The following is a 17,103-nucleotide window of genomic DNA, read 5'->3' as shown; positions in this document are numbered from 1 at the left end:
CCTATCTCCCCATCTGAACAGGCACTTTAACCTGACGGAGTATAAACTCAAGCACCGACTCCGGACTCGCATTGTCGAGCCTGGCTTCCGGACGCAGCATGATCCGGTGCGAAAGTACGTAGGGAGCAAGCGTCTTCACGTCATCTGGCAGAACGTAATCCCGCTCTTGCAGGAAGGCATAGGCTTTAACCGCATTCATGAAGGACAGGGTGGCCCGTGGACTTGCGCCCAGCATAACGGAAGGGTGCTCACGGGTCGAACGGGTGATATTCAGCAGGTAATCGGCAACGGGCTCGCCGATGAATACCTCGCGAATCTCGCGCTGAATGGATGAAATCTTATCCATATGCGTCACAGGCTGAAGCTTGTCCGACAGTTGCCCGTCGCGCGAACGGTACATCAGCTGCTTCTCCGTGGCGGCATCAGGGTAACCCAGGCTCAGCTTCAGCATGAACCGGTCCAGCTGCGCTTCCGGAAGCATATAGGTGCCTTCAAAATCAATCGGGTTCTGGGTCGCGCACAGCATGAAAGGATGCGGGAGTTCGTGGGTAGCCCCGTCCACCGTTACGCTGCGCTCCTCCATCACTTCCAGCAGGGCCGACTGCGTTTTGGTTGTGGCCCGGTTGATTTCGTCCGCCAGCAAAATATTGGTCATGACCGGACCTGGTCGGAAGTAAAACATCTCGTCTCGAGGGTGGAAAACGGAAACGCCTGTTATATCACTCGGGAGGATATCCGGGTTGCATTGAATGCGGCGGTAATCCCCCTGCATGGATTTCGCTAGTGCTTTGATCAGTTGGGTCTTTCCCGTGCCGGGCACATCTTCGATCAGTACATGTCCGCCAGCGAGCAGCGCCGTAAGGAGCAATTGGATCTCAAATTCTTTGCCTAGCAGGCACGACTCCAGATTGGTTCGTACCGAGGTAATGATTTTCATGGATTCTTGGCTTACGGGCATGTATGACTAACCTCCTGTAAGGGAATAAATACTTAATTTAGTACTATTGTACATGATCGAAGTCCCGGAGTACATTCGTAGAGATATTTTGGTTGTTCTCCTTCTTACAGGCCCATTAGGCAGAAAAAAAAGACCCCGGCATAAAGCCGAGATCTTTTGCTTCTGGATGTTCAAGGGTGTTATCCCTTCGGACGAACGAACAGCGCTGCCAGGAAGGAGAAAATGATCGCCGAGGATATCCCCGCGCTGGTTACTTCGAATATCCCCGTCACGACCCCGATCCAGCCGTCCCTCCCCAGCTCCGTCAACGCGCCGTGCACAAGCGAGTTGCCAAAACTCGTGATCGGCACGGAGGCTCCCGCTCCCGCGAATTTCACCAGCGGCTCGTACAATCCGAAGCCGTCCGCGATGGCCCCTGCAACCACCAGCGTACTCATCGTATGCGCCGGCGTCAGTTTAATAACGTCCATCATAATTTGCCCAATGACGCAAATCAATCCGCCAATAATAAACGCCCATAAAAACTGCATCTTGTTATCCTCCCATCTCTAAGGCTACGGCGTGAGCGATACACGGAATGCTCTCACCCTGCTGGTAAGAAAGGGGCGACAGCAAGGCACCGGTAGCAACGACCAGCACCTTTTTCAATTCGCCTTTGCGCATCCGTTTCAAAATATGGCCGTAGGTGACAACCGCCGAGCAGCCGCAGCCGCTGCCCCCTGCGTTGACGTATTTCTGTTTTTCCATGTCGTAGATCATTAAGCCGCAATCGGCAAATACCGTGCCGTCCATGATGACATCGTTCTGCTGCAGGAGGTCTTTCGCAATGGGAAGCCCGACCGAGGCCAGATCGCCCGTCACGATCAGATCATAATCCTTCGCCTGCCGGCCCGTGTCCTTAAAGTGCTTCGTGATCGTGTCGGCCGCCGCCGGAGCCATCGCCGCCCCCATGTTGAACGGATCTTTGATGCCCAGATCGACCACCTTGCCGATGGTGGCATACGTCACGGCAGGTCCGTCTCCCTTGTCCGAAACGACGGAGCAGCCTGCTCCCGTGATCGTATATTGCGCATAAGGCGGTTTCTGCGACCCGTATTCCGTCGGGTACCGGAACTGCTTCTCGACGGTACAGTTATGGCTGGCCGTACCAGCCATGACATACTGGGCTCCGCCCGAATCGACAAGCATGGAGGCGACCGCAAGGCTCTCCATCGATGTGGAGCAAGCACCGAACACGCCGATATACGGCACGCCCATCTGTCTGGCGGCAAACGAACTGCTGATGATCTGGTTCATCAAGTCCCCGCCCACGAAAAACTGCAGCTGGTCTTCCTTGATGCCTGCCTTTTCGACGGCTTTTCTCGACGCGTCCTCCAGCAGCTTCCGTTCCGCCTTTTCCCATGTTTTTTCGTTGATCTCAATATTGTCGTAGACAAAGTCGAAATCGTTGGCCAGCGGACCTTCCCCTTCTTCAGGGCCAACGATCGTCCCCGTGCTGATAATGACGGGTTTGTTCTCGAACTGCCATGTTTGACCGATCACCTTCATGATCGCGTTACCTCCCCTCGATGCCGAAAATAGCGTAAATGATACCGATAATGAACGCAGCCACGGTACCAAATACGATCACGGAGCCCGCCAGCTTGAACATGCTGGCTCCGACCCCGAGAACCAATCCCTCTGCACGATGTTCAAGCGCAGCGGAACACATGGAGTTCGCAAACCCCGTGACCGGCACGGCGCTGCCCGCTCCGGCCCATTGCGCGATTTTGTCATATACGCCGAAGCTCGTCAGAATGACGGAGAGGATGATCAATACGGCGACCGTGGGATTGCTCGCTTCGGTGGTGCTCATATCGAATACGGACATAAAAAAACGCTGAATGCATTGGCCGATCAGACAGATGAGGCCTCCCACCAAAAAAGCGCGCAAGCAATTTTTAAGCACGGCGCGGGGAGGCTCATGCTTTTTGGCAATCGTCTGATATTCCGCCGAGCTCATCGTGGTGATATCAGACTTAGGCTTTTGGTTGGAGCCTGACATTTCAATACACCTCCGCAATTGGTTAAGTATGGAATCCTTTTGAACAAACGCTGAAAAGCCGCTATGGATATCACTCACATATCATTATGCTTTGAATGATCTCCCTTTATGTTTGGAAAATCATCCTTCTCGCCCACGCATCATGGCTTGTCCGGCCATAGTGACGCCAACGCGAAAATCAGCTTCCAGGAACATCCTGAAAGCTGAAATTCAAACCTCACTGACTTGATTCGTTTAGAGCCGGCCGTTATATAAGAATGTATTTCAATAAAATGACGAGTAGGATGAACAAGACCATAATGAGCAGAAGTTCTCGGACTTCGGCATGATAGTCGTATCCATCAATCCCATGGCGGTTCATATTCTGCCCCTTCCCGCTGACAACAAACATCCACATGTTTTTCTATATCGTATTCCCGTCCAGGATAGGGGGTGCTTGTTCCAGTTACATTTATATAACGCAGCCTGACGAAGCCGGCTTTGTAGACTTTTCGGATGTATAGGGGCATACTAGAAAAGGAAAAACTCTTACATACCTTTTCTAAAGGAGCGATTTCGTCATGAATGAATCAACACTGGAATTATTCCGTACATTAACGGAATTCCCTGCTGCACCGGGCTTTGAGAGGGAACTCCGTTCTTGGGTGAAGGATGCCCTCTCTCCATATACAGATGAGTTCGTGCAGGATCGGCTGGGCAGTTTGTTCGCGGTCCTTCGCGGCAACGATGAAGGTCCGAAAGTCATGGTGGCCGGACACATGGATGAAGTCGGCTTCATGGTAACCGGCATTACCGAAGCGGGCATGGTTCGTTTCCAGCCGCTCGGCGGCTGGTGGAGCCAAGCCGTGCTTGCCCAGCGCCTGCAGATCATCACGGACAACGGCCCGGTCGTCGGGGTTGTCGGCTCCATTCCTACGCATCTGCTGGATGAAGCGCAGCGCAGCAAACCGGTCGACATCAAAACGATGTATATCGATATCGGCGCCGACAACAAGGCCGAAGCGGAGTCGTTCGGCATTCGTCCCGGCCTGCAAGTCGTTCCGATCTGCGAATTCACGCCGCTGGCCAATCCGAAAAAAATCATGGCCAAGGCATGGGATAACCGCTACGGCGTAGGCCTTGCCATCGAGCTGGTCCAGGCGCTCCATGGCGAGAAGCTGCCCAACACGGTATACGCCGGTGCGACCGTGCAGGAAGAGCTGGGCCTTCGCGGAGCCCGCACTTCGGCAAACCTGATTCAGCCGGATATTTTCTTCGGTCTGGACGCCAGCGCAGCGAACGACATGATGGGCGACAAGAGCCAGTTCGGCCAATTGGGTCAAGGCGCGCTGCTTCGCATCTTCGATCCGACGATGCTGACCCATCGCGGCATGGTCGAGTACGTTCAGGATACGGCGGAGACAAACAAAATCAAATACCAATACTTTGTGTCGCCGGGCGGCACGGACGCTGGCCAAGTGCATTTAAGCGGCATCGGCGTTCCGTCCACCATCATCGGCATTTGCTCCCGGTATATCCACACCTCTTCGTCCATCATCCACACGGACGACTACGAGGCAGCCAAAGAGCTTCTGATCAAGCTCGTCAAGGGCTTGGACCGCACGACGCTCCAGACGATCCTGGACCGCGCGTAAGCCAAACGAAAATGGAAAAGGGTATCCTGCAGGTCTTGAACAGACTGCGGGATACCCTTTTTTTCTTTCTGCCTTTACGAAGATAACGTCTCCTTATGCCTGGCGAAGCGAAACGATATGAGCATCGTGATATAAACGATGGCAACCAGCGCCGTATTCAGCACAAATATCATCCGAAATCCGATAAGCCCCCCTGCCGCCTGACCCGGAAGCGCCAGCATGGCGCCTCCCGCCGCCGTGCCAAACATCATCCCCAGATTTCGCGACAGCGCCAAAATGCTGCTGATCAGTCCGAGGTCCGTTTTGGACGTCCTGCCCATCACCAGGGAATTGTTCGGCGGCGTGATCAAGCCCATGGAACCGCCGAGCAGGACGATAAGCAGAATCAGGAAGAAGATCGGATACGCAGGCGATACAAAGCCCAGCACGATTAGCGCCGCCGTCATGGCCAGCAAGCCGGCAGACAATAACGGAAATGTCCCCAGCTTGTCCGACAAGCTTCCGCTTAAGGGGGAGAATATGATCAACGACAACGGGTACCCCATCATGATCAGCCCTGCCGTCGCAGGTTCGATGCCCAGCTCGCTGAGCAAAAACACCGGCAGCACAAGCTGCGCGGAGAAAGCGGCCATATAGGTGATGATGGTAATGAGGATTCCGACGCTAACGCCTGCATCCCGAAACAGATCCAGCTTCATAAACGGAAGATGGCCCTTCCCTTTTCGCTCCCAGCGGGAAGACAGGCACCACCCGATGAATGCGGCGGCTCCTGCCCCGAACATCATGAACAGCAGCGTAACCTGCCAGGAACCCCATCCCCACTGAGCCCCCAAATTCACGGCCGTGACCAGTCCGGTCAAGGATATCGCAAAAAAGGCAGCCCCCGGCACGTCCAGCCGGCTCACGCCTTGATCCGGCTCGTCCTTCGGAATGAAACGCTGCGCGAATATCCATGCAACCAGCGAGATCGCCGTAAGCAGCCAAAAATTGCTCCGCCACGAAAACCATTGAATCAAGATTCCGCCAAGGCTCGGACCGATCATGGAACCCGCAGCCACGAACGTGCTGATTAATCCCAGCGCTTTACCGCGCTGTTCCTTCGGAAACACGGAGATGATGAGCGCCATATTCGTGGCTTGATACATGGCCGCTCCGATGCCTTGAAGAATCCGGGAAGATATCAGACCGTTTAAGGAAGGAGACAATGCGCAGCATAGCGCACCGGCCATAAACACGAAATAGCCGATATTGTGGATCTTCCGCCTGCCCAGCATGTCCCCCAGCTTACCCATGACCGGGAGCAGGATGGAGATGACGAGCAAATATGCGGTCACGATCCACTGTGCCGCGGGGATACCGGAATCGAATGTTCTTGCGATATCTACAAGCGCGATGTTGAACATGCCGGCCGACAGATTGGACAGAAATGCCCCTAAACATATGGTGTATTGAACGATCATCCTTGATGTGCTGTTCATGCAGGACTCACCCGCTTTATTCATGAATTTCGGTGCCGCTCAGAGAAAAAGCCCCCCATGCGGAGAGCTCCACTCTGCTTGAACCTGCGTACCGTGCAAGCTAACCGATGGCCGGCTGCGCCGCGGATTTCGGCCGCACCGGTTCCTCGGCTTTTTTATCCATCCAAATATCGATAAGCCGCGCCACCTCACTAACTTTCCCGAAATAACCCTCGATATTCTCCAGCGTCATATCATGGGCCGTTTGCGAATACGACGCGCAGGCATCCGACGCGAGCACGATATGATAATCCAGCATGAAGCCGTCCCGGGCCGTCGATTCCACGCACACATTGGTGCTGACCCCCGTCATGATCAAGGTCTCGATCTTCAGCGTCTTTAATACCGAATCCAGCCTAGTATTCACAAATGCGCTGTACCGGTGTTTATTGACAATGATATCGTCCGCCTCGGGCGTGATCTCGTAAAATTCCGCTCCCCAGCTTCCCCTCCGGCACACTTGAGCCGAGCGTCCGGAGGACCTGGTCGTCCAGGCCTCGGAATCCGTCGCTCTTTCATGCAGCGTTTGGATGAAGATAATCGGCACATTCAGCTCCCTGGCGGAATGAAGCAGCTTATGGAGCTGCGGCATCATCTCTGCCACCCCGCTAACATCGCAGCCCGCTCTAGGCAATGCCCCCTCCGGATGGCAATAATCGTTTTGCACATCCACCACGATCACCGCCGCTTTGCTTCCCAGCATCAGTTGATTCAAAGATTTCATCGTAACTCTCCCCTTCAGGCCCGTATATTTGGAATCTTCTTACGTTTACTTCTTGGATTGGTTCACAAACTGCATATCCACCAGGGCATCATAGGTATAATCCCCTTTAAAAATTCCGGTCTCTATCATGACATCCATATCATGCTTCAACGCTTCTTCCGAAATCATCCCGTCCAAGCTCCACAGATTGTCCGCATAGGCACGGTCCAGCGCAGCTTGTATCGCATCCTCGGATAATGTGGGGAATTCGGCTTTCAGATTCTTCTTGGCCAGTTCCTTATCCGACTGGACGACTTCAAGCGCTTCGATGATGGCATCGGTAAAGCTTTGAACGGCTTCCGGATCCTTCTCGATGGTAGACTTCTTCACACTGAGCACCGAATACGAGAAATCCCCGAGATCATGAAATTTGTAAAACGGCTCCTCCCACACGTTCTTCGAAATTCCGTCGCTGATTTGCGGTTCGGCTCCATTGGCGATATCGGCTGCGCCCTGTTGAACCATCGTCACCACCGTGGAGCCGTCGGCCGGCTCCAGCAGCTGCACATCCTTCTCCGGATCGAGCCCCAGCTGAATCAGCAGATAGCGGGTTAAGAGATTCGGTGTCCCTCCATGGCGGCCGGCGTTAATCTTTTTTCCTTGCAAAAATGCCTTCAGGTCCTCGGGGGAATCGCTCGCAGGCGCGGTGCCCTTCTTAGCCATTAAATACACGTTCGCCCGATTGACGACATTGACGACCGAGATGATCGGGTCGGAATTGTTGTTGTTGGCCAAGGCATTGGACTCCGTCCCGCCGATAACGCCCCAGGCATCACCGCTGACCACGGCGGTTACGTGCGCTCCCCCTGCCGCTTGGATAACCTCGACGTCCAGCCCTCTTTTCTCGAAGTAGCCTTCGCGCTGTGCGACGTACAGGGGAAGATAGCCCGTGGAGTGGAGCGGCTCGGCGATCACGATTTTCTTGAGCTTCCCGTCGCCGGAAGCGGAGACGGTGCTGCCGTCGCTTTTCTCGTTGCCGCAGGCGCCAAGCAGGGCGGTGACCATGACCAGTGCGAACAGCAGTGAACGTTTCCTCGTTTTTTTGTTCATATGAATTCCCCTTTTTAATAGAAATAGTTCGTTTTTGGTGGATGTGTCCAGTGCTATTGCTTGGTCAAGCCCTTGGATAACCACTTCTCCAGTACGACCACGCCCCAGTACATCACCATGGACAGCAGCGACAGGACGACGACGCCCACCCACACGAGGTTGATATCCAGTATCGTTCCTGCATACATAATCATCCGGCCGACGCCCTGGCTTGAGGCAATGAACTCGCCCACGATGGCACCTGCCAGCGCAAGGGCAATATTGATCCGTAAACTGCTGATGATCCAGGGCATGGACCACGGTACAACGACCTTGGTAAAGACCTGATGCCGCTTGGCGCCCAGGGAGTACATCAGCTTTTCCATATCCGGGTCCACGCTCTTCACGCCGCTGTATGCCGACAGGGCCGACACGACAACCGTCATGGAGAAAGCCAGAGCCACCTTCGAGAAGAATCCGATTCCGAGCAGAATGACGAGTACGGGCGCTAAGGCGAGTTTTGGCATCGCATTCAGTATGATTAGGTACGGCTCGCTGATCCCTGCATACGATTTCGACCACCAGAATGATAGCCCGAGCAGTGCACCGAGGAAGGTGCCGAACACAAACCCGAGTATGGTTGAGCCGGACGTGTACGTAATATCCCTTAACAGGGTCCCCTCGGTGATTTGGGTCCAGGTTGTGCGAAGGATCGCGCTGGGGCTGCTCCAATAATAGGAGTCCAGCAGTCCGATTCGGGTGAACACTTCCCATACCAGAAAAACAAGCACGGCTACAGCGGCCCTTCCCCAAACGATCCGCCGGCTCCTGCGGCGCTCCAGTCCCTCTTCATCCAATATGTACGGCACGACCTCCGGCCGCTTGGACGAACCCGCGGCAGACTCCGCGGGTGTCACGGCATGTACGATAAAAGCCTCTTTGCGTGCAGTTTCCATCAGGCTCCCTCTCCTTTCGTTCTTCTCGCTTTACGATATTTGCTCTTCCTCATGCCCAGCCGACAGCAGGTCCATGAGATGATGCTTCAGCTCCATGAATGCCGGCGACGTCATGTCTTCCGTTTTGCGTGGACGCTCCATCGTCACGGTGATTTTGGACTTGATCCGCCCGGGCCTGGACGAGAATACGTAGATGTCATCCGACAGGTAAATCGCTTCATCGATGTCGTGGGTGACAAACAGCACCGTTTTGCCAAAGTCCTCCCAGATCTGCAGCAGCCAGTTCTGCATGGTCAACCGGGTCTGTGCATCAAGCGCACCGAACGGCTCGTCCAGCAAAATGATGTCCCTGTCGTAGAGCAGCGTCCGCAGCAGCGCGGCACGCTGTTTCATCCCCCCAGAGAGTTCCTTCGGATAATGCTTGTCAAAGCCCTTCAGACCGTATTTTTCCATCAAGGGCAGCGCCCTCTCCACGGCTTCCTTGTAGGGAACGCCCCGAACCTCCATGCCCAGAATGATGTTATCGAGAATGGTGCGCCATGGCAGAAGCATGTCCTTTTGCAGCATATAACCCACATAACCGGTCGTACCGACGATATCCTTTCCGTCGGCCATCACTTTGCCCGTGGAAGGAGGCATCAGGCCGGCGATAATGTTGAACAGGGTGGATTTGCCGCAACCGCTGGGACCGATTATGCTGACAAAACGCCCCTCCTCGATCGCCAGACTCGTCTCCCGCATGGCCGGAATCTCTTCCCCGTTTCTGCGAAACCATTTGCTGACGCCCGAAATTTCGATTTTGTGAGTCATGGCCCTTCCTCCTCTTCTTTGTTTTTCATGTTTTTTCAGTAACAACACACATTTATTTTCAAAAGCGGATGTAACAAAAAATCGCCAGTCCAGCCCCAAGCCGCACACCAACGTGTACCTTGGTACCAAACTGACGATCGGCCCGCTCTCTACCCGAGTTCCGGCATGTCGTTCAGATATGTTTCTATCTCCTTCTCCAAGAATACGATGGTACCGGAAAACTCGGTCTCTGCATCATAGTCTTTAAGAATGGAGATGATTTTAAACGGAAACTTCTCTTCCAGGCTGGTTTTAATCTCCTGCTTGAACACCTGGAATAAAAGGTGGTCCAACTGCCGGGTAGAGAGGGGGTAATTCTCATCCAGCAGTTTTAGGACGGGGACTCTACTATTCCTCGACACAATGATGATTTTGTTGCCAACGAAATCGACTTTTTGCTGCTTTACACCCACGTTAAATATTTTCTTATTTATCGCGTTGTAAACCCTCAAAAGATCCTGTTTGAGTTCGCCTGCTGTCATCATGGTTCAACATCCCTTTGTGTAAATTATTATTACATTGACCGGGGTAGGTATAGGGTGTTTATCGAGGTCGTTGTGTCCTTGGGTTTAATTATAGGCAAACACAGAGGATTGTCAATACATTAACGTCAAAAAAGTTAACAACATTTAGTTTTATGTTAATTTATATGACATATATATAACAAATCGACTTGCGATATACCGTTCGTGCGTGATCTCTTTTCACATTTTTACACATCCTTAGAACGGGACAAAGCCCTATTTTCCCGTTCCGTTCATTTGTCTATCTCTGATTAAATACCCGTTCCAGGAACAAAACGCCTTCCCGCTTCTGATACTCACTGACTTCATGGCCGGAGAACGGATAATCCCTGATTTCTTTTGCCGCCTCGATCCGGTTGTAAGCCGCATAGATGGTCTCGGGCATGCAAACCGTATCCTTCCATCCGACGGACACCATGATCGGCGCCTGGATTCGCGGTGCGAGATTCAGCATGTCAAAATGCGCGAGATGCGCCAAAATCTGATCCAGCTGCTCCGGGTACCGCTTTATGTATTGGGCGATTTCGTTCAACGAGCTGACCGAATACAAAATGCCGTAATCCATCCTGCACATGTTGGGAATGTCGGCTACGATGGCCGCAACCTTGGGGTTCAGCGCCCCTGCCAGCATCGACAGGCCGCCACCCTGGCTCCCGCCCACCACGGCGATTTTTGCAGGGTCTACTCCCGGTTGCCGTGACGCCGCATCCACGGCTCTCACGGCATCCATGGCAATGGCCATGTAATAGGAGCGATGGATATCCGTAATCCCCTGCGACACCCAGCCTTTAACCACGCCGCTGTCCAGCGGCAGCAAATTCCCCGTCTCCCCGCCCTGACCTCTGACGTCGACGGCAAACACCGTATACCCCAACATCAGCCAATGAGCATACCGTTCAGGAAATCCGCGGTCTCCGGTATAGCCCGGGAAGGTTACGATACACGGCCTGGCCTCTGCTTTCGATGAATGATTAGCCGGCGCTATATGCCAAGCGTTGATAGGAGTATCATCATATCCATGATAGGTTACCCGAGATACCTCCATATGGGGATAAGGCGTAGCTTCCGGTCTACTAACCATGCGAAGCGGTCTGTCCCCATGCGACTTCAGCACTCCCTCCCAAAAAACATTCAAAACCTGCTCGTCGATCGTTGGTTCCGGACGCAAGTTGCCAAGCTCTTTCTTACGCTGCTCAATGGTATTCATTCTGTGTTAAATCTCCTTTTCGCGTGTTAAGTGAAAGTTCATATGACATGGTTATTTCGGCATAACGTCCTTTATCCCCTTCGAAACGATTGGAATTCATGCCGGTTTATTACAAAATCCTCTCAAAATAACGAATCGGCCGCAGCCACCATCGTTATCTTTCTTCAAAAAATTAAAAAGCGATCATAGATTTATAGAGTTGAACATATCATAATAGAAACTATGAAATGCCAAACGGGTTGATATAAACAAGCACCCGCCTCTAGCAATACGACATCATATAGCGAATGGAGACGATGAATATGCTGCAAGGTTTAACAAGCGCAGGGCTCGGAAAACTTGAAAGCGATTTACAGTTTATCGAGCTTGCGGCCAAATATGAATTCCAAAGCGTCGATATCGATGCAAAAGGTCTTGTGGACCGGCTTGGCGCGGAAGCGGCTGCCGAAATGCTGCAATCCCGCCAACTGGAAATCGGGGCGATCGGTCTCCCGGTGGAATGGAGAGGGTCGAACGAGCAGTTCCTAAGCGAACTCGAGAAGCTGCCGGCCGCCGCGGCCGCCGCCAAGGCGCTTGGCAGCACCCGCTGCTGTACATACATTCTTCCTTCCACGGACGCGCCTGCAGCCCATTTCATGGCGCTGGCCACTTCCAGGCTGCGGGCCTGCGCCAGCATTCTGGGAGCATACGGAATCCGATTGGGCCTGGAGTTCGTCGGTCCGCACCATCTGCGCACCCAATGGAAGAACCCGTTCATATGGACGGTACAAGAGACGTTGGACTGGATCGATGCCATCGGGGAGCCGAATGTCGGGCTGCTGTATGATGCCTATCACTGGTACACCAACGAGATGACAACCGCCGATATTCGGCAGCTGCGCGCAGACCAGATTGTTCATGTCCACATCAACGATGCCAAGGACATTCCAATTCGGGACGTGCTCGATAATGACCGCCTTTACCCGGGTGAGGGCGTGATTGATTTGCCAGGCTTCCTTCAGGCGCTGAACGATATCGGCTATAAGGGCCCGGTAACGCAAGAAATATTGACGCCTTCCACACCGGCGGGTACTCCAGAGGAGCTGGCTGCCAAATCGCGCCAAGCCTTCAACAACGTATTCGGCGCTGCAGGTCTGTAATATTTAGTTTGCACAGTCGGTGCCGCGCACATATCGGAATGATTCCTCTAATACAGGGCACACTGAAAGGGTACGTTAAGTACCTTTTCGGGAGGTCTTTAGCATGAACGGATTTGAGAAGGAAAAACGAGCGGAGTCCACGGATTTGTCTACCGTTGAGTCCCAACGGAACGATCTGGTGGCAGAGGAATTTCCCGAGGGACCCTACGGTTCCGATCTTCGCAGCGATTCCCTCGGCAAGAGCACGCCTTGGCGCAAGGATCAGCGGCCTCCGAATCGGTTCGATTATGAGGATCGCCGGCTGCATATGGGCATCGAGCGGGAGTATCCCGGCGAAGACGAGAGCATGCAAGCAGATCCGGGACAAGAGAAACCTGAGTAGGAGTTTATAACCAACCGTCGTTATTTGGACAAGACGGTTGGTTTTTGTCGTAACAGGGCTTGTATTCACCCGACACCGAATGCATAACGGCCTATAAAAATACATAAAATGGCATGTAAAAAACGCGCATCTAACACACGATCCCCAGGAAGAAACACCGTTGGCTGCAGTGTTAAAAGACATGAGGGAGCGGGGGAGTATACCATGCCCATTAAGAAAGAGAAGGAATTCGTGATTTATGTCGTTTCGTTATCCAACGTCAAGCGCTACATGTCCATCGAATTTATCGGCGGTTCTTGCGGTTACATCATCGCTCAAAGAGCGCTTCAATCCGATCTGTTCGGCATGATCGGCAGCATCATCGCCCCGATGGCGATCCGCCGCGTGCTGCAATGGCAGCAGCTCAAATCCGGGCGTCATGCGCGCCTGGATCTGCGCTCACTCTTCAAGCCGAGCGCGCCGAACCCTACATAACACCGTGCATCATGATGGTTTTGACTGAGCACGCCTAGTTTCCGAAACCTCTTGCCGAGCATCGTTTTTTCTAACCCGAAACAACTAAGATAAAGCCACTTCCATCATATGGAAGTGGCTTTATCTTTCTTTATATAGACAATCCTCTTCGATCCTTTTGATGTGAGAACAGCCGCTTCTTATCGTTTCTGCTTATAAAACTCATGATACAGCTTCATCAGCGCCCGCTTCTCAATGCGCGACACGTAGCTGCGCGAAATTCCCAGTTCCTTGGCGATTTCCCGCTGCGTCCGTTCTTCTCCCCCGGCTTCCAATCCAAACCGTCCTATGACAACTTCCTTCTCCCGGTCGTCCAATATGTCCAGATTTCGATAAATTTTGCTCTTTTCGATTTTCAGCTGCACTGCATCCACAATGTCATCCGCTTCCGTCCCGAGGATATCGATAAGAGTAATCTCATTCCCCTCTTTGTCCGTTCCGATCGGATCATGCAGGGATACGTCCTTGCGCGTTTTCTTAAGCGAACGCAAGTGCATCAATATTTCGTTTTCTATACAACGGGCAGCAAACGTCGCCAGCTTCGTCCCCTTGTTGGGCCGAAAGCTTTCAATGGCTTTGATCAGACCGATGGTGCCGATGGATATGAGATCTTCCAGATCCTCGCCGGTGTTATCGAACTTTTTGACGATGTGCGCGACCAGCCGAAGATTATGCTCAATCAGTTTATTCCGCGACTGAGGATCGCCTTCGGCCATTCGCTGCAGATGTTTAGCTTCCTCCTCCTCGGTCAGAGGCTGGGGAAACGCGTTGTTTTTCACATACGAAACGAGCAGGGTCAACTCTTTAATGAACAAAGCAATTGCGGTAAACAATCCAGGCACTTTAGGACACCTCCTGCGAAGTTACAATGCAACCGGCCCTTATCGCGCTCGGTTTCTCGGTCTTCTCATTGTATGTAGGCAGCGGCCCAGAAGTGCCTGTACGGGGGAAACTGATGCGCAAAATCGTTAAATGCGCTATCGCTTTCCCGTAAATTCCAGACGCCATTCGCTCTCTTGGCCAATGGAGTTTCTGCGGATCTAATGGATCCTGCTGCCAAACATAAACGATCCGAAACATCGAAAATCCAGAGGTATGCCACATATCAATATAACATGATATAAATCAAATAATCAGCAGAATCCACATCTTGAAAACAAAGAGATCTCACTTCAAACCAAAGTAAACGATCCAAAGAACCACCATTAACTCGCGCAGAACAACAAAATAATATAACAGCATAAAATTTATTAAATATAATATATTGACATTAAATTGGTATGTAATTATATTGAATGTAAGCGTTTTATATATGGGCATGACAGCAACGATCGACACCCGGAACTATGGAAGGGAGAAGAGCTAACATGTTTACGTTGGACTATTTTGCTGTTTTGCACGATTTGCACCGCACGATATCCGAAGGCACCCCGGATGATCCAAAACTTGGGCATATGTTCAGGAGCATGCTGGACAACACGCTGGGATCGACCATCCGAAGACAGCCAGACGGCACCACCTTTGTCATTACCGGCGATATTCCGGCCATGTGGCTGAGGGATTCGGCGGCGCAAATCCGGCCGTTCCTCGTTCCGGCAGGCCAAGACCCCAGACTGGCCGATCTGATCGAAGGGCTCGTACGGAGGCAGTCGGCATTCATCCTGCTGGATCCTTACGCCAACGCGTTTAACGATTCGCCTTCCGGTCAAGGCCATCAGAACGATCGCACCGCCATGAACCCCTGGCTTTGGGAGCGCAAATATGAGGTCGATTCATTGTGTTACCCCCTCCAACTTGCTTACCTGTTGTGGAAAGAAACCGGCAGAACCTCTCACCTCGATCACACATTCCATTCAGCTGCCAAGGCGATTCTGGCCCTTTGGCGAACCGAACAGCATCATGAATCGAAATCGCCGTATTATTTCGAACGCTTTGATTGTCCTCCAAGCGACACGCTGCCCCGCGGCGGCAAAGGCACGGAAGTGGCTTATACGGGAATGACCTGGTCCGGCTTTCGTCCGAGCGACGACGCCTGCGCCTATGGATACCTGATTCCGTCGAATATGTTCGCCGTCGTCGTGCTCGGTTATCTGGCGGAAATTTGCCGAGACGTCCTTCGCGATCCTCAGATGGCGGCGGAAGCGGCGAAACTGGCGGATGAAATCCGGCATGGCATCGAAATGTACGGCGTACTCGACCATCCCGAATACGGCAGAATTTACGCTTATGAGACGGACGGAATGGGAAACCACCTGCTTATGGATGACGCCAACGTCCCCAGCCTGCTGTCCATCCCCTATTTGGGTTATGCAAGCACCGATGACCCGGTCTATCAAAATACCCGCCGGTTCGTGCTGAGCCAGGCCAATCCGTATTATTACCAAGGCACTGCCGCCTCCGGCATCGGGAGCCCCCATACGCCGACTCGTTATATATGGCCGATCGGGCTGGCCATTCAGGGCTTGACGACCACCGATCAAGAGGAGAAGCTTCGGCTGCTTCGGTTAATGGCGGATACCGATGCTGGCACCGGCATGATGCATGAGGGATTTCTGGTCGACGACCCTGCCCGTTATACCCGCCCATGGTTTTCTTGGGCAAATATGATGTTCTGCGAGCTGATCATGGACTATAACGGCATTCGGGTCAAAGCGAATGAACGCCTAGGAGGTCATCGGGATCATCATGGGAACCAATAGAAAGCTACGCGGCTGGGTCATCGGCTATCTGTTCATTTTGCCGTCCATTATCGGCTTTAGTGTTTTTGTCGGATATCCCCTGCTTTCGTCCATGTATTATGCCTTGACGGAATGGAGCGGGTACGACACCCCCCGTTTTATCGGCTTCGAGAACTTTAGATACCTGTTCACGGAGGATCCGGCTTTCTGGCCATCGATCCGCGCGACGTTTTATTTCGTGATCCTGAGTGTTCCGTTATCGCTGGTCCTAGGTTTGTTGTTGGCGATGATGCTGAACAAAAACCTGACCGGCATCAAATGGTTCCGTACCATCTTTTATCTTCCGGTGGTCGTTCCCTCCATCGCTACGCTCACGTTGTGGCAGTTCATATATGAGCCGCAATACGGGCTGGCGAATTCGCTGCTAAGGGAGTTCGGGCTGCCGCCGGGCACATGGCTGACGAGCGAAACGACAGCGCTTCCATCCATCGTGTTGATCGGTTTATGGCAGGTCGGTTCCAGCGTCATCATCTTTCTGAGCGGGCTGCAGTCGGTTCCGCAGGACATGTATGAAGCCGCCGAAGTCGACGGCGCCTCCAGATGGCGAATGTCGATCAACATTACGCTTCCGATGATCACGCCCATCCTGTTTCTGCAGCTTATACTCGGCATCATCGGCGCATTCCAGGCGTTTAACCAGGTTCAGGTGCTGACCGGAGGCGGGCCGAATTTTTCCACTTCCCTGCTGAATTACAAGATCTATACCGATGCCTTCAACGGAAGAATGTTTGGATATGCCATCGCGGAGGTATGGGTTCTGTTCGTTATCATCATGATTTTTACCGTTATTTCATACCGGTACTCCAACCGGTTCGTTTATTACGAAAGCGACAAATAAGGGGGTAAGAAG

Annotated in this window: 18 protein-coding genes; 6 read left to right on the top strand and 12 right to left on the bottom strand. The window is 52.8% G+C overall.

What is annotated here, in order from left to right:
- Window position 1: 1 nt before the first annotated feature.
- The 4 genes from P0X86_RS09180 to spoVAC form a co-directional block, all read right to left on the bottom strand.
- A complete protein-coding gene (locus tag P0X86_RS09180; protein ID WP_009592163.1) occupies window positions 2-958 on the bottom strand; it encodes an AAA family ATPase in 957 nt (318 codons plus the stop codon).
- Between the two features lie 179 nt (window positions 959-1,137).
- The gene (spoVAE, locus tag P0X86_RS09175) at window positions 1,138-1,488 is read right to left on the bottom strand and encodes a stage V sporulation protein AE (RefSeq protein ID WP_015734153.1); all 351 of its coding nucleotides are present in this window, start codon (window positions 1,486-1,488) and stop codon (window positions 1,138-1,140) included.
- Between the two features lie 4 nt (window positions 1,489-1,492).
- The gene (gene spoVAD / locus P0X86_RS09170) at window positions 1,493-2,506 is read right to left on the bottom strand and encodes a stage V sporulation protein AD (protein WP_096773012.1); all 1,014 of its coding nucleotides are present in this window, start codon (window positions 2,504-2,506) and stop codon (window positions 1,493-1,495) included.
- A 7-nt stretch (window positions 2,507-2,513) separates the two neighbouring features.
- Window positions 2,514-3,002, bottom strand: a complete 489-nt coding sequence (gene spoVAC, locus P0X86_RS09165) for a stage V sporulation protein AC (RefSeq protein ID WP_015734151.1) — start codon at window positions 3,000-3,002, stop codon at window positions 2,514-2,516.
- A 560-nt stretch (window positions 3,003-3,562) separates the two neighbouring features.
- Here spoVAC and P0X86_RS09160 point away from each other — a divergent pair.
- Complete coding sequence (locus P0X86_RS09160; RefSeq protein WP_009592187.1) at window positions 3,563-4,636, top strand: M42 family metallopeptidase; 1,074 nt, start codon at window positions 3,563-3,565, stop codon at window positions 4,634-4,636.
- Between the two features lie 74 nt (window positions 4,637-4,710).
- Here P0X86_RS09160 and P0X86_RS09155 read toward each other — a convergent pair whose 3' ends face one another.
- The 7 genes from P0X86_RS09155 to P0X86_RS09125 form a co-directional block, all read right to left on the bottom strand.
- The gene (locus tag P0X86_RS09155) at window positions 4,711-6,114 is read right to left on the bottom strand and encodes an MFS transporter (protein ID WP_192569253.1); all 1,404 of its coding nucleotides are present in this window, start codon (window positions 6,112-6,114) and stop codon (window positions 4,711-4,713) included.
- Window positions 6,115-6,214: 100 nt separating this feature from the next.
- Window positions 6,215-6,877 carry a cysteine hydrolase family protein gene (locus P0X86_RS09150; RefSeq protein ID WP_096773011.1) on the bottom strand — a complete coding sequence of 221 codons (663 nt, stop codon included), beginning with the start codon at window positions 6,875-6,877 and terminating at the stop codon, window positions 6,215-6,217.
- A gap of 45 nt (window positions 6,878-6,922) precedes the next feature.
- Window positions 6,923-7,966 (bottom strand): ABC transporter substrate-binding protein, encoded by a 1,044-nt coding sequence (locus P0X86_RS09145; RefSeq protein ID WP_192569255.1) that lies wholly within the window; start codon window positions 7,964-7,966, stop codon window positions 6,923-6,925.
- Between the two features lie 53 nt (window positions 7,967-8,019).
- Window positions 8,020-8,901 carry an ABC transporter permease gene (locus tag P0X86_RS09140; protein ID WP_090911916.1) on the bottom strand — a complete coding sequence of 294 codons (882 nt, stop codon included), beginning with the start codon at window positions 8,899-8,901 and terminating at the stop codon, window positions 8,020-8,022.
- A 30-nt stretch (window positions 8,902-8,931) separates the two neighbouring features.
- Window positions 8,932-9,711 carry an ABC transporter ATP-binding protein gene (locus tag P0X86_RS09135; RefSeq protein WP_009592193.1) on the bottom strand — a complete coding sequence of 260 codons (780 nt, stop codon included), beginning with the start codon at window positions 9,709-9,711 and terminating at the stop codon, window positions 8,932-8,934.
- 149 nt (window positions 9,712-9,860) lie between these two features.
- Window positions 9,861-10,235, bottom strand: a complete 375-nt coding sequence (locus P0X86_RS09130; protein ID WP_009592183.1) for a Na-translocating system protein MpsC family protein — start codon at window positions 10,233-10,235, stop codon at window positions 9,861-9,863.
- 280 nt (window positions 10,236-10,515) lie between these two features.
- A complete protein-coding gene (locus tag P0X86_RS09125; RefSeq protein WP_277748348.1) occupies window positions 10,516-11,481 on the bottom strand; it encodes an acetylxylan esterase in 966 nt (321 codons plus the stop codon).
- A gap of 302 nt (window positions 11,482-11,783) precedes the next feature.
- Here P0X86_RS09125 and P0X86_RS09120 point away from each other — a divergent pair, with 302 nt between their 5' ends.
- From P0X86_RS09120 to P0X86_RS09110, 3 genes are all read left to right on the top strand, one after another.
- Window positions 11,784-12,620, top strand: coding sequence for a sugar phosphate isomerase/epimerase family protein (locus tag P0X86_RS09120; RefSeq protein ID WP_277748347.1), 837 nt, complete (start codon window positions 11,784-11,786; stop codon window positions 12,618-12,620).
- Window positions 12,621-12,723: 103 nt separating this feature from the next.
- On the top strand, window positions 12,724-13,002 hold the full coding sequence (locus P0X86_RS09115) for a hypothetical protein (RefSeq protein ID WP_096773007.1): 279 nt from the start codon (window positions 12,724-12,726) through the stop codon (window positions 13,000-13,002).
- A gap of 204 nt (window positions 13,003-13,206) precedes the next feature.
- Window positions 13,207-13,476, top strand: coding sequence for a hypothetical protein (locus P0X86_RS09110; protein ID WP_192569258.1), 270 nt, complete (start codon window positions 13,207-13,209; stop codon window positions 13,474-13,476).
- 179 nt (window positions 13,477-13,655) lie between these two features.
- Here the strand turns inward: P0X86_RS09110 and sigK are convergent, their stop codons facing one another.
- Complete coding sequence (gene sigK, locus P0X86_RS09105; RefSeq protein ID WP_006208952.1) at window positions 13,656-14,357, bottom strand: RNA polymerase sporulation sigma factor SigK; 702 nt, start codon at window positions 14,355-14,357, stop codon at window positions 13,656-13,658.
- Between the two features lie 525 nt (window positions 14,358-14,882).
- On the opposite strand from sigK, the gene P0X86_RS09100 reads away from it, so the two are divergent.
- Both P0X86_RS09100 and P0X86_RS09095 read left to right on the top strand, forming a co-directional pair.
- A complete protein-coding gene (locus P0X86_RS09100) occupies window positions 14,883-16,214 on the top strand; it encodes a glycoside hydrolase family 125 protein (protein ID WP_277748346.1) in 1,332 nt (443 codons plus the stop codon).
- Window positions 16,201-17,091, top strand: a complete 891-nt coding sequence (locus P0X86_RS09095) for a carbohydrate ABC transporter permease (protein ID WP_036666123.1) — start codon at window positions 16,201-16,203, stop codon at window positions 17,089-17,091. Before P0X86_RS09100 ends, P0X86_RS09095 begins: the two co-directional genes overlap by 14 nt.
- The last annotated feature ends 12 nt before the right edge of the window (window positions 17,092-17,103 follow it).

The organism is Paenibacillus sp. BR1-192, assembly GCF_029542445.1.
Classification (GTDB): Bacteria; Bacillota; Bacilli; order Paenibacillales; family Paenibacillaceae; genus Paenibacillus_AQ; species Paenibacillus_AQ lautus_A.
The sequence above is the reverse complement of the archived record's forward strand: the minus strand, read 5'-3'. Positions and strand labels throughout refer to the sequence as shown.

What these genes read in the sequence shown, in the direction of transcription:
- P0X86_RS09180 (WP_009592163.1), bottom strand. Translation starts at nt 958, where the DNA reads ATGCCCGTAAGCCAAGAATCCATGAAAATCATTACCTCGGTACGAACC.
- P0X86_RS09160 (WP_009592187.1), top strand. Translation starts at nt 3,563, where the DNA reads ATGAATGAATCAACACTGGAATTATTCCGTACATTAACGGAATTCCCT.
- P0X86_RS09100 (WP_277748346.1), top strand. Translation starts at nt 14,883, where the DNA reads ATGTTTACGTTGGACTATTTTGCTGTTTTGCACGATTTGCACCGCACG.
- P0X86_RS09135 (WP_009592193.1), bottom strand. Translation starts at nt 9,711, where the DNA reads ATGACTCACAAAATCGAAATTTCGGGCGTCAGCAAATGGTTTCGCAGA.
- P0X86_RS09155 (WP_192569253.1), bottom strand. Translation starts at nt 6,114, where the DNA reads ATGAACAGCACATCAAGGATGATCGTTCAATACACCATATGTTTAGGG.
- P0X86_RS09140 (WP_090911916.1), bottom strand. Translation starts at nt 8,901, where the DNA reads ATGGAAACTGCACGCAAAGAGGCTTTTATCGTACATGCCGTGACACCC.
- P0X86_RS09120 (WP_277748347.1), top strand. Translation starts at nt 11,784, where the DNA reads ATGCTGCAAGGTTTAACAAGCGCAGGGCTCGGAAAACTTGAAAGCGAT.
- P0X86_RS09115 (WP_096773007.1), top strand. Translation starts at nt 12,724, where the DNA reads ATGAACGGATTTGAGAAGGAAAAACGAGCGGAGTCCACGGATTTGTCT.
- P0X86_RS09125 (WP_277748348.1), bottom strand. Translation starts at nt 11,481, where the DNA reads ATGAATACCATTGAGCAGCGTAAGAAAGAGCTTGGCAACTTGCGTCCG.
- spoVAE (WP_015734153.1), bottom strand. Translation starts at nt 1,488, where the DNA reads ATGCAGTTTTTATGGGCGTTTATTATTGGCGGATTGATTTGCGTCATT.
- P0X86_RS09150 (WP_096773011.1), bottom strand. Translation starts at nt 6,877, where the DNA reads ATGAAATCTTTGAATCAACTGATGCTGGGAAGCAAAGCGGCGGTGATC.
- spoVAD (WP_096773012.1), bottom strand. Translation starts at nt 2,506, where the DNA reads ATGAAGGTGATCGGTCAAACATGGCAGTTCGAGAACAAACCCGTCATT.
- P0X86_RS09095 (WP_036666123.1), top strand. Translation starts at nt 16,201, where the DNA reads ATGGGAACCAATAGAAAGCTACGCGGCTGGGTCATCGGCTATCTGTTC.
- P0X86_RS09145 (WP_192569255.1), bottom strand. Translation starts at nt 7,966, where the DNA reads ATGAACAAAAAAACGAGGAAACGTTCACTGCTGTTCGCACTGGTCATG.
- P0X86_RS09110 (WP_192569258.1), top strand. Translation starts at nt 13,207, where the DNA reads ATGCCCATTAAGAAAGAGAAGGAATTCGTGATTTATGTCGTTTCGTTA.
- P0X86_RS09130 (WP_009592183.1), bottom strand. Translation starts at nt 10,235, where the DNA reads ATGATGACAGCAGGCGAACTCAAACAGGATCTTTTGAGGGTTTACAAC.
- spoVAC (WP_015734151.1), bottom strand. Translation starts at nt 3,002, where the DNA reads ATGTCAGGCTCCAACCAAAAGCCTAAGTCTGATATCACCACGATGAGC.